This is a genomic window from Nitrospirota bacterium, from assembly GCA_004296885.1.
GTDB lineage: Bacteria > Nitrospirota > Nitrospiria > Nitrospirales > Nitrospiraceae > SYGV01.
Genome location: SCVN01000023.1, coordinates 296,708 through 308,982 on the forward strand (window position 1 = coordinate 296,708; position 12,275 = coordinate 308,982).

9 protein-coding genes are annotated in these 12,275 nt (G+C 61.8%); 5 read left to right on the forward strand and 4 right to left on the reverse strand.

Annotation, left to right across the window (positions count from 1 at the left end):
• Positions 1-96: 96 nt before the first annotated feature.
• The 4 genes from EPO61_14555 to EPO61_14570 form a co-directional block, all read right to left on the reverse strand.
• On the reverse strand, positions 97-822 hold the full coding sequence (locus EPO61_14555) for a Crp/Fnr family transcriptional regulator (GenBank protein ID TAJ07184.1): 726 nt from the start codon (positions 820-822) through the stop codon (positions 97-99).
• A 119-nt stretch (positions 823-941) separates the two neighbouring features.
• The gene (locus tag EPO61_14560) at positions 942-2,801 is read right to left on the reverse strand and encodes a transketolase (protein ID TAJ07185.1); all 1,860 of its coding nucleotides are present in this window, start codon (positions 2,799-2,801) and stop codon (positions 942-944) included.
• 200 nt (positions 2,802-3,001) lie between these two features.
• Positions 3,002-3,835 (reverse strand): sulfite exporter TauE/SafE family protein, encoded by an 834-nt coding sequence (locus EPO61_14565; protein TAJ07186.1) that lies wholly within the window; start codon positions 3,833-3,835, stop codon positions 3,002-3,004.
• 48 nt (positions 3,836-3,883) lie between these two features.
• Positions 3,884-4,327 carry an Rrf2 family transcriptional regulator gene (locus EPO61_14570; protein TAJ07187.1) on the reverse strand — a complete coding sequence of 148 codons (444 nt, stop codon included), beginning with the start codon at positions 4,325-4,327 and terminating at the stop codon, positions 3,884-3,886.
• A gap of 292 nt (positions 4,328-4,619) precedes the next feature.
• On the opposite strand from EPO61_14570, the gene EPO61_14575 reads away from it, so the two are divergent.
• Genes EPO61_14575 through ribD form a run of 5 tightly spaced genes read left to right on the forward strand, consistent with a single transcriptional unit; the run spans position 4,620 to position 12,273 of the window.
• Complete coding sequence (locus tag EPO61_14575) at positions 4,620-5,516, forward strand: glycine--tRNA ligase subunit alpha (protein TAJ07188.1); 897 nt, start codon at positions 4,620-4,622, stop codon at positions 5,514-5,516.
• Between the two features lie 10 nt (positions 5,517-5,526).
• Positions 5,527-7,704 carry a glycine--tRNA ligase subunit beta gene (locus EPO61_14580; protein ID TAJ07189.1) on the forward strand — a complete coding sequence of 726 codons (2,178 nt, stop codon included), beginning with the start codon at positions 5,527-5,529 and terminating at the stop codon, positions 7,702-7,704.
• 15 nt (positions 7,705-7,719) lie between these two features.
• Positions 7,720-8,223, forward strand: coding sequence for a hypothetical protein (locus EPO61_14585; protein ID TAJ07190.1), 504 nt, complete (start codon positions 7,720-7,722; stop codon positions 8,221-8,223).
• Positions 8,224-8,266: 43 nt separating this feature from the next.
• Complete coding sequence (locus EPO61_14590; protein TAJ07191.1) at positions 8,267-11,158, forward strand: pyruvate, phosphate dikinase; 2,892 nt, start codon at positions 8,267-8,269, stop codon at positions 11,156-11,158.
• Between the two features lie 26 nt (positions 11,159-11,184).
• Positions 11,185-12,273: a bifunctional diaminohydroxyphosphoribosylaminopyrimidine deaminase/5-amino-6-(5-phosphoribosylamino)uracil reductase RibD gene (gene ribD / locus EPO61_14595; protein ID TAJ07192.1), complete on the forward strand. Its 1,089-nt coding sequence runs from the start codon at positions 11,185-11,187 to the stop codon at positions 12,271-12,273.
• Positions 12,274-12,275 lie beyond the last annotated feature (2 nt).

Sequence of the window (12,275 nt, forward strand, 5' to 3'; positions counted from 1 at the left end):
AATGGATCGATGATACCAGTACACATGACTTACTGTGGCCGGCAGGATAGCCTGCGGAGCCGCCGCATAAACATGACCTACATCATGTTTTGAAAATTAATGGGGTCGGGAGGAAGCAGACGCCAGATCCGGCTGTTCAGACGCGAGGGCCTTCAGTTTGGCAAGGTCACGGATGACAATGTGCTTGGCCGTGCCGGACACCAACCGGGCGCGCTTAAACCGCCCCATGATGCGGATGGCGGTCTCCACCGTAATTCCGACCATATTGGCCAGGTCCTGGCGGGTCAACCGGACGGTCAGGCGAATCCCGTTCGCATCCTTCACCCCGGTCCTGGCGGCCATGTTCACCAGCAGGGCGGCCAAGCGTTGTTCGGCCCGATCCAACGCCAGCACTTTGGCGTTCTCTTGGGCCTCGTTCAGACGTTGGCCGAGGTACCGGATGACTTCAATGGCGGCCTCGGGATTCCGGCGGAGCACGTCGAAGTAGGCTTTCTTGCTCAATCGGAGTACACGCACATCCCCCATCGGCTGGGCACAGCCGGGATGGGGCGCTCCGTCAAAGACCGCCGCCTCGCAACAGAAGAGATCGCCCGGCAGCAGCACCTTGAGCGTCACCTCTTTTCCGTCCGGCGAGGTCTTGACGCACTTGACGCTGCCTTCTTTGAGGATGTGGAAATACTCCGCCGGATCCCCCTCTCGGAAGATAAACTGGTTCTTGCTGTAGGAGGACTCGACGATCTGACCAGCGAGATTCCGACGGTCTTGGACCGTCAGGACGTTGAGCAGCGGAATTTTCTTATGGAGAGGATCGGCGACGCCCATTGCCTCAACGATCTTCCAGGATGGTCAAAACGGCCGCTCGCCGAGCAGCGCCTGAACGTGCTCGGTAGGGGAGCGCAGGCATCATACCACAGCCACCCCCCGTATTTTTCGACCTCCTGTCAGAGCATCTGCTTGGCCGCCTCGACGATTGAGCGCGCCCCGATGCCGAAGTGATCGATCAGCTCGTCCGGCTTGCCGCTGTGGGGGATTTCCAGGACCGCCAGCTTGCGCACGCGCACGCCCTCGCTGCCGACCGCCCCGAGCACCGCGTCGCCCAAGCCACCGTGCAGGTAATGGTCCTCCACCGTGAGGATGCGGTTCTGCGTCGCCTTCGCGCAGTTGAGCAGGGTCGTCCGGTCGATCGGGGCGATGCTGTAGAGATCCACCACCCGCACCGCGATGCCGGCGGCCTTGAGTTGGTCATGCGCCTTCAGGGCTTCAAAGAGAGTGACACCGGCCGCTACAATGGTGAGTTTATCGGATTGGCTCTGCCGCAAGACCTTGGAGCCTCCGATCGCAAAGACCTCGTCGTTACCGTAGAGGATCGGCGCTTTAGGCCGGCCGGTCCGGATATAGACCGGTCCCTGGTGGGCGGCGGCCGCCTCGATCATCCGGTAGGTGCAGACGGCGTCGGACGGGTAGAGCACGACCACGCCCGGCTGCGCCGCCATCATGGCAATGTCCTCGAGGCCCATTTGCGAGGGACCGTCCTCGCCGATGCTTACTCCCGCATGGGTCCCGACCAGTTTGATGTTGGAATGGCTGATGGCGGCCACACGGATAAAGTCATAGGCCCTGGTGAGAAAGCAGGCGAAGGTGGCCGAGAAGGGAATCTTGCCGCACGCGGCCAGACCCATCGCGGCCCCCACCATGTTCTGTTCCGCGATGAAATTCTCGAAAAACCGGTCGGGGAATTGCTTACCGAACTTGTCCGTATAGGTGGAGTTCTTCACATCCGCATCCAAGCCGACTACCAACGGATTGGCTTCGCCGAGCGCCGCCAAGGCCGCCCCGAAAGCCTCGCGGGTGGCCACAGAGTCGGTTGACTTGTAGCTGGGCGGCGCCATGGCTTTGGCCGGTTTGCTCCCGTTCACAGAAGCAGCAGGCTTCTTGATGGCCGGCTCCGCGACTCCGGGCTTGAGCTGTTTCGTCAGCTCGTCGATGGCCTTCTGGCTCTCCTCGCCCTTCTTCAACGCCTTGCCATGCCAGTCCATCTTGTCTTCGACAAAGGAAATGCCTTTGCCTTTGAACGTCTTGGCCAGGAGCACCGTGGGCTTGCCCGTCGTCCGGGCCGCTTCGTCGAAGGCGGCCAGCAGGGCGGGGATATCATGGCCGTCCACCACAATGGCATGCCAACCGAACCCGGCCCAGCGGGACCGATAGGCCTCCATATTGTGCTGCAGCATGGTGGGGTCGCTCTGGCCCAGCCGATTGACATCCACGATGGCGCAGAGATTGTCCAAGGCAAACTGCCGGCCCAGTTCAACCGACTCCCAGACCGATCCCTCGACCGATTCGCCGTCGCCCATCAGCACATAGATACGCGCGCCGGAACGATCGAGCCGTTTGGCGTTCAAGGCCATGCCGATCCCGGCGGACAGCCCCTGTCCGAGCGAGCCGGTCGCAACGTCCACAAAGGGGAGACGCGGCGTCGGGTGTCCCTCCAGATCACTGGTCAACGTGCGGAGCTTCAACAGGTCCTGTTTGTTGACCAGGCCGGCCTCGGCCCAGGCCGCGTAGAGGAGGGGGGCCGCATGCCCCTTGGAGAGCACGAAACGATCATTGCTCAACTGCCGCGGCTGCTTCGGATCGTACCGCATCACAGAGAAGAAGAGGGTGGCGACGATGTCGGCGGCGGAACAACAACTGGACGGGTGCCCGCTCCCTGCTTCGGACGTCGCCCGGACGCTTTCGATTCGCAAGTGGGCCGCTTTATTCGAGAGCGCGGCGATAAGAGTTTCCGGCATCGTGGTAGCCATGTGTAGACTCTCCTTCCCTAGAGATCAGTGGCAGGGCACTTGTAACAAAGTGACGCCCCCCAGTCAATTGCGCAAATTCTTTGGATTTACTTGCGGTCCCGCTTGCGACACACGAGCCCTATCTTACCTTATCGGCACCCGGGAGCACCGGCTTGAGGACATTCTTCGAGGCCGGGGAAAAGAATCGTTCGTGGAGGGCCCTAATGCGGAGCCCTCTGCCGGAAGAACCGGAGCAACAAATACGCATTGATCGCCACCACGGCGGCCAGGAGGCCGTGGGCGACTGCTGGAATCGTGAGCTTCAGTTCCACAAGCACCCGAGACAATCCGAACCCGACCACGACCGCGTCAAAACTCATGCACAGGCGCCGGAAGGTTTCAGGGTCCATCCAGCGAATGAGATAGGTCCCGATGGGAATGCCGATCAGCACGCTCGGCACGATATACGGAATGATCTCCAGGCTGCCCATGCTATACAGCCCGATGAAGTAATACGCGACGGCTGTCATGCTGGACTCCGCCGTGCGGATGACGGCCAGCGCTGCGCGAAAATCCTGCTTCGCATAGCCCTGATTATTGAAGAGCAAGGCCAGCGGCGGGCCTGAAATGGTGGTCACGGAATAGAGCAATCCGATCCCTGTTCCAAACGGTACGGCGATGGCGTTCTCGGCCTGGATAGGCCTCCGGATGCCGGCGGCCTGCAGGAGGATCAGGGGCAGGAGCATGAAATAGGTGATGAACTTGACCCAGCTCGGCTGGACCAACGACAGCACGTAGGCGCCGACTCCAACGCCGATGAGCAAGCCGAGGAGCATGGGCATCACGCGCTTCCAAATGTGCGGCACGCTGTGCCGGTTGATCAGCAGGACATAGCCGTTGATGACCAGCTCCACCAGAACCAATGCCGGGTTCAGAATTCGGTTGACGTAAAACAGCAGGGCCACGGGGACGGTGATGGACGAGAAGCCATAGCCGAGCCCCCCGTTGACGATCGCCGCCACGAATGTGATCAAGATAAGAGCAATGTGATCCATATCTATCCTTGAATCTTTATGATGACATTTCCCCTGAACCGGTGATGTTCAGGATTGTGGCGTCTTGCGGCGACCCGATGCAAAGTCTCGCAGCGTATAGTTATCGAGAATTTCCGCTATCGCGTTACGAACATCCAACATGACCTGCTGAATTGGACAACTGTCCGTCTCCGCATAAGGACAGTCCTGACACTTCTGATAGGCGGTCTTGCTGACGCAGGCGATCGGCGCCAGGGGGCCATCCAAAAGCCGGATCACCTGTCCGAGCGTGATCTCTTCGGGCGCCTTCAGCAGGCTGTACCCCCCGTTGATGCCTCGCTTGCTGGTCAAGAGGCCCGCGTTCTTGAGCGTCAACAGGATCTGCTCCAAAAATTCAATGGGGATATTTTGCCGTTCGGCGATCTCATGGCGCTGCAGGAGGGCGGAGTCCCGCTGCGCCGTCAGTTCCAGTAAGGCCCGAAGCGCGTACTCGCCTTTTTTGGAAAATTTCATCTCAGACTCAAAAGTAAAGTGATTCGCTCAATTTTTCTGACAATAGACGAACCGGAGACGCTGAGTCAAGCTGTATGACGCAACTAACCGCATACCTCGTGGTCAAATCCCGACTCGTCACGTCATTGTACAACCCACAAAGCCCCCCATGATCTCCCTGTCGTTACCTTGACAGGGAAAGGGGTTTCTTGTTAGTTTGACGCCGCTTCTGGAGGCGATATAGCCTCTGAAGCGGCCACATGGGCATCGACCCATCCCGTTATCGACCAGGCAACAGCGGCAAGGGCGTTCTGTGACCCTCCAGGAGCTCATCCTCTCCCTCCATCGCTACTGGGCCGACCAAGGCTGCGTCATCCACCAACCCTACGACTTGGAGATGGGTGCGGGGACGTTTCACCCGGCAACATTTCTGCGCGCGCTGGGGCCGGAGCCCTGGCGGGCCGCTTATCCTCAGCCCTGCCGCCGCCCCACGGACGGCCGCTATGGTGACAACCCGAATCGGATGCAACATTACTATCAGTACCAGGTGGTGCTGAAACCTTCGCCGGCTAACATTCAGGACCTGTATTTGGAGAGCTTGACCCGCCTCGGCATCAATCCCAAGCAACACGACATCCGCTTTATGCAGGACGACTGGGAATCGCCCACGCTCGGAGCCTGGGGCCTGGGTTGGGAAGTGCGGCTCGACGGCATGGAAATCACCCAGTTCACGTATTTCCAAGAAGTGGGCGGGATCGAGCTCAACCCCATCACCGTGGAGATCACCTACGGCACCGAACGCATCGCCATGTACCTCCAGCAAGTTGATAACGTCTACGACCTTCGATGGAACGACCAGATCAGCTACGGGGACATCCATCACCAGACAGAAGTCCAGTTTTCCACCTATAATTTCGAGGCCTCGGACACAACGATGCTCACGGCGACGTTTCAGACCTTCGAAGCCGAGTGCATGAAACTGATCGACCGGGGGCTGATCCTGCCGGCCTACGACTACTGCATCAAGTCCTCCCACGTGTTCAATCTGCTGGACGCGCGCGGCGCCATCGGGGTCGCCGAGCGGACCGGCTTTATCGCCCGCGTTCGAGCCTTAGCCCACAAATGCGCCGAGGGCTACCTGGCGCAACGGGAACAACTCGGGTATCCGCTGCTCAAGAAGCAGACAGCGGGCAAGACGGTCACCAAGTAACGACGCCCGGATGATGCCACGCGTAAAGACAGGCCAAACCAGGACCAAGGCCAAGAGCAAGGCGGCCAAACCGGCTGCCGGCGAACTGCTCCTTGAGATCGGAACGGAAGAACTGCCGTATCAATTCATCCAGCCGGCCCTCCGCGCGCTCCACAGCCTGACCGAACAATTATTGCAAGAGCAGCGGCTCACGCATGGACCGGTACGAACCTTCGGCACCCCCCGGCGCCTCACACTGTCGGTTGCATCCTTGTGCGATCGCCAGACCGCGATGACCAAGGAAACGATGGGGCCTTCGAAGGCGGTGGCGTACGACGCAGCCGGCCAGCCGACCAGGGCTGCGGTCGGGTTCGCCGCCGGGCAGGGAGTGCCGGTCGAAGAACTCGAAGTCCGACAAACGCCCAAAGGCGAGTATCTGTTCGCCGTCAAACGCGAGACAGGACAGTTGACGGCATCGGTCCTGACCGAACTGCTCCCGACGCTCATCGGCAAGCTGTCCTTTCCCAAATCCATGAAATGGAACGACACGGGAGCCAGGTTCGGGCGCCCCATCCGCTGGATCCTGGCCCTCTATGCGGGGAAACCGGTTCCCTTCCAGGTCGCCGGGGTTCGTTCCGGCGCCCGCACTTGGGGACACAGGTTTCTCGGCCCGGCCGGCCGCAAAACATCCCAGGGCCTTCCGGTCACCGACCTCAAGTCATACCTGCGCACATTGGAGCAGCACGGCGTGATCCCGGATCAGGAACGCCGGCGCGAGCTGATCCTGGCACACGTCGAGAAACTCACCAAAGCGGCGGGCGGACGCCCGCATCGCGACGAGGAATTGCTGAATCAGGCGGTGTTCTCAACGGAATCCCCGCATCCGCTTCTCGGCGGATTCAACCCCCAGTACCTGTCGCTCCCGAAAGAAATCCTCATGACCTCCATGAAGGAGCACCAGGGCTTCTTTTCGGTCCTGCGCAAAGACGGCGCCTTGCTGCCTGCGTTCGTGTCCGTCACCAATATGAAACTGGCCAACATGCGGCTGATTCAAGCCGGGAACGAACGGGTGTTGGCGGCGCGCCTGGCCGACGCCCGCTTCTTCTTCGACGAGGACCGCAAGGTCCGCTTGGCCGATCGGGTCGAGAAGCTCAAGGGCGTCACGTTCCACAAGAAAATCGGCACCGTATTCGAGAAGCAACAGCGGATCAGACAGTTGGCGGATCGACTGGCAGGCATGTTCGCCCTCGACCGTGATACCTCTCGGGCTTGCACGAGGGCCGCTGAACTCTGCAAGGCGGATCTGACGACCGGGATCGTCGGCGAGTTCCCCGCGCTACAGGGAATCATGGGCGGGGAATACGCCACACATGACGGGGAAGCGGACCAGGTAAGCCGGGCCATTGCCGAGCATTATTTGCCTCCTTCTATGGAGGGAGACATTCCTGGGTCGGCAGCAGGGAAAGTCCTTTCCCTGGCCGATCGTCTCGACACGATCTTTACCTTTTTCCGTGTGGGCCTCGTCCCGTCCGGCTCCGAAGATCCCTTCGCCCTTCGGAGAAACGCCCTGGCGGTTGTGCGCATCGCCCTTGAAGGACGGCTCCCCCTGAACCTGGGGAATTTACATGTTCATATGGCCGACCTTTTAGATGACAAAGGCTTCAAACCAACTGCCTCCTCCAGCGACCCCACCGACTTCATACTGGAACGCCTTCGGTACTATGGTCGCACAGTTGACGGCCTGCGCGACGACGTGATGCTCGCCGTCCTGAAACCAACGCACCGCTCCCAATTGAACTTGCTGACCCTCTACGACAAGATGACAGCCCTGCAGGCCATCACCGGCAGGCCGGAGTTCGAACCCTTAACCATCGGCTTCAAACGAGCGCACCGCATCGTTGAAAAAGAAAAATGGGACGCCGAAGAGATTAACCCCGCTCTGTTTCAACACCTGTCGGAAACCGAGCTCTACAAGGCGCTCGAAGATGCCCGACTCCAAGTTCCGTTCTCCATCACACAAGGCGATTATGCAACGGCCCTGGACGGGTTGGTCCGGCTCAAGCCGGCTATCGACGCATTTTTCGCCGGCGTTATGGTGAATGCCGACGATCAGGGCATCCGGGCAAATCGGCTTTCGCTCCTCTGCATGATCGATCGTCTCTTCCTCTCCTTTGCGGACCTGTCCGAGATCCTGGTACCGGGCGCATAACCATGGTGAGCCGCGATGCAGTCGGAGTCAACGCAGCCGAATCCGTCGGAACCGGCCGTCGACGCGGACAAAGCCGGGAAGCTGCGGCGCTACTCGTATGGAGTGTCGGCGGCCCTGATCGTCGCCTGCAATGCGGTTTTTCTGGCCGGACTCTGGGGGAGCGGGGTGAATCTGGATGCCTTGATCCGCACGCCCGACGTCTTCGATGCCACCCAGGACGTCTGCCTGCGCTTCACCTGGCATCGCGTCATCGGCGCCGAGGAGCCGGTTCAACTCTGCCACGAGTGGATCAACCTGTCCGATCCCTCGGGGAAAACCCACATCTTTCGCAAGGAAACCAAGGTCGTGCGGGGAGGGGACGGGAAGCTCTACTTCGACCACGGGGCGCAAGTGGACTACCGGCTGTTCCTGTTGGCCGCGTTCGTGGCCACGGTGATCGCGCTGGGCGTCACGGCCAAACGGCACCTGATCGCTCGGTATCGCATGAGGCTGGACATGCAGGGCAATACTCCGTCATGATTGTCATCCAAGGTTGGGACGCATCATAAGAGGAGAGGCAGGCGTGAGCACGAAGAAATTCGTCTATTACTTCGGTGACGGCAAAGCCGAGGGCGACGGAAACAGCAAGAACCTCCTGGGCGGCAAAGGCGCCGGCTTGGCCGAGATGACGAATCTGGGCATCTCCGTCCCTCCCGGCTTTACCATCTCCACCGATGCTTGCATCGAATACTACCGCCACAAGAAGACCTTCCCGCCGGGCATGTGGGATCAGGCCCTCCAGAGCCTCAAGCGGGTGGAGCGATCCATGGGGGCACAGTTCGGCAATCCCGCCAGCCCGCTGCTCGTCTCGGTGCGTTCGGGCGCCAGGGCCTCCATGCCGGGCATGATGGATACGGTGCTGAACGTCGGCCTCAACGAACGGACCGTCGAGGGGCTGACCGCCAAGACCAAGAACGAACGGTTCGCCAAGGACAGCTATCGGCGCTTCATCACCATGTACGGCAACATCGTCATGGGCGTGGAGCGGGAGCACTTCGAGCATATTCTGAAAGAGAAGAAGGCCGAGCGCGGACTCGTGCACGACACCGACCTGGACGCCAAGGCCCTGACCGACCTCGTGGTCCGGTTTAAAGCCCTGGTCAAACGAGAGACCGGCCGTGAGTTTCCGGAAGACCCGCTGGACCAGCTCCGGATGGCGATCAATGCCGTCTTCTCCTCCTGGTACGGCGCCCGCGCCGTGACGTACCGGCGACTCTACAACATTCCCGACAACTGGGGCACCGCCGTCAACGTCGTCGCCATGGTGTTCGGCAACATGGGGGATACGAGCGGCACCGGCGTGTCCTTCACCAGGAATCCGGCCACCGGCGAACGGGCTTTCTTCGGCGAATGCCTGTTGAACGCCCAGGGAGAGGACGTGGTCGCCGGCATCCGCACGCCGCTGCCGGTCACGGCCCTGGCCAAGACGCTTCCCGGAGCTTACAAGGACCTGGTCAAGACCTACCGGACGCTCGAGCAGCATTATCGGGACATGCTGGACCTGGAATTTACGATCCAGGAAGGCAAGCTCTACATGCTGCAGACCCGGGTGGGTAAACGCACCGGGATCGCCGCCGTCCGGATTGCCGTGGACATGGTCAAGGAAGGGCTGATCAGCAAAAGCGAGGCGGTGCTCCGCGTCGGCCCCGAGCAGCTCTCGCAGTACCTCTATCCGGTGTTCGACGCCGCGGCGGAAAGCAAGCATCCCTCATTGGGCAAAGGTCTGCCGGCCGGTCCCGGCGCCGCGGCTGGCAAAATCGCCCTGACCCCGGACAAGGCCGTGGACATGCAGGCCCGCGGTGAGCGGGTCATCCTGGTCCGCCAGGAGACCAGCCCCGACGACATCCACGGCATGAACGCCGCGCTCGGGTTTCTGACCGCGCGCGGCGGCATGACCTCCCACGCGGCCGTCGTCGCCCGGCAGATGGGCAAGGTCTGCGTCGCCGGCTGCGAGTCCATCGAGGTCACCGGCAGCACGACCGTCAAGATCGGCGGCCGGCCCTTCAAGGAAGGGGATTTCCTCTCGATCAACGGATTCACGGGCCACGTCTACGGAGACGACATCCCGGTGGTCGAGTCGGAGGTCATCCAAGTGATCCAGGGCAAACTCGACGCCCGCCAGTCCGAGAAGTACCGCTGTTTCGCCACGCTCCTGGGATGGGCCGATCAGGTCCGCCGGCTCAAAGTCAGGGCCAATGCGGACGTGCCCGACCAGGCCATGATCGCGCGGGGATTCGGGGCCGAGGGCATCGGGCTCTGCCGGACCGAGCACATGTTCTTCGCGGAAGACCGCATCCCCATCATGCAGAAAATGATCCTGGCCAGAACCAGCAAGGAGCGCGCGCAGTACCTGGCGCAACTCCTGCCGCTTCAGAAACAGGATTTCATCGGCCTGTACCGGGAGATGAAGGGGTTCCCCGTCACCATCCGTCTGCTGGACCCGCCGCTGCACGAGTTCCTGCCCAAGCGGGAAGACCTGATGGTCGAGATCGCGCGCCTGGAATTGACCGGCGCGGACCCAGCGCTGGTGGAGGAAAAACGCAAGCTGCTGGCGCGGGTCGAGGAACTCCACGAGTTCAACCCCATGTTGGGCCTCCGCGGCTGCCGGCTCGGCATCACGATGCCGGAAATCACCCGCATGCAAACCCAGGCCATCATCGAAGCCGCCTGCGAGCTGGCGCGCGAGGGCAAGAAGATCGTGCCGGAGATCATGATTCCCCTGGTGGGCATGGTCTCGGAAATGAAAGCCCAGAAGGATCTCATCCGAGAGGTGGCGGAGGAGACGCTCAAGCAGCGCGGCGTCAAGCTCTCCTACCTGATCGGCACGATGATCGAACTGCCGCGGGCCGCCGTCACGGCGCGCCGCATCGCGGAGGAGGCCGAATTCTTCTCGTTCGGCACCAACGACCTGACCCAGACCACGTTCGGGTTCTCGCGGGACGACGCGGCCAAGTTCATCGCCTTTTACATGCGCCGGCAGGATAGCTGTCCCCATTGCCTGAGCACCGACGTGGACTGGAAAGACATGCGCTGCCGCGCCTGCGATGCCGCCATCGCCAAGAAATCCGAAAACATTCTGGAGTCGGACCCGTTCGCCGTCCTGGACCGGGAGGGGGTCGGCGCCATGATGAAGATGGCCATCACCGAGGGCCGCGCCACCAGACCCGACATCAAGCTCGGCATCTGCGGCGAGCACGGAGGCGACCCCAGCTCCGTGGAATTCTGCCATCAGCTGGGGTTGGATTACGTCAGCTGTTCGCCCTATCGTGTCGCCATCGCGAGGCTGGCGGCGGCGCAGGCGGCCTTGACCGGGGCAGCGGAGAAAAAGCCGGCGCTTCGTTCTTCGAAGAAAAAGGCCAAGGCCAGCCGGACCGGCCGCGCCGCCGCGCCGGCCAGAGCTTCCAGAAAACGGTGAAGGACGCGGCCCGCGACCGTCGGTACATGGCGCTGGCCCTCCGGCTGGCAGCCAAGGGGCAGGGACGCACCAGCCCCAATCCGATGGTCGGGGCGGTGGTTGTGGCAAGCAACCGGATCGTCGGGCAGGGGTATCATCGCCGGGCCGGCGGTCCCCATGCCGAAGTGATCGCTCTCCAAGCTGCAGGCCCCCGTACACAAGGCGCCACCCTTTACGTCACCCTCGAACCCTGCTGTCATACCGAGAAGCGCACCCCTCCCTGTGTGCCGGTCCTGATCGCCGCCGGACTGAAGCGCGTCGTTGTCGCGATGCCGGATCCCAATCCTCATGTCGGCGGACGAGGCATCAGAGCCCTGCGTAAGGCCAGCCTTGAGGTCGCCGTCGGGTGCCAGCGCGACGAAGCCGAACGGCTGAACGAAGCCTATCGCCATTGGGTCAGAACCGGCTTGCCCTTCGTCACCCTGAAAGCCGCAATGACCATGGACGGCAAAATCGCCACGGCTGGCGGCGAGTCCCAATGGATCACCGGGGAACCGGCACGACGCTATACCCACCAGCTGCGCAGCCGGATGGACGCAATCCTGGTCGGGGCTGGGACGGTCCAGCGCGATGACCCCCGATTGACTGTGCGGTTGGGGAGAGGAGCGGTCGCGCCCAAACCGACTCATCAACCCTTGCGCGTCATCCTGGACAGCCGGCTGCGCATTCCCCTTATATCCAGAGTCCTCGGCCCCGGAACGGTCATCGCCACCACCGCTCAAGCCCCGGCCGGAAAGATACGACAAGCGCAGGCCAAGGGCGCCCAGATATTGGTCCTGCCAGCCCGGAATGGCCGGGTATCCCTACGCGCTTGCTTGGCCGAGCTGGGGAAACAGGGCATCACATCGGTGCTGATCGAAGGGGGCAGCGAAATCAACGCCTCCGCCATTCGGGCGGGACTGGTCAACCGGGTGGCCCTCTTCATCGCCCCCACCTTATTGGGTGGCCAAGACGCGAAAGGCCTCATCGGCGGGCTTGCGCCGAAACGGTTGGCGCAGGCGATGCCGCTCGACGATATCCGCATCCAACCTCTCGGGAGGGATTTCCTGCTGGAAGGGACCCTCTCGACGAAGTAGCC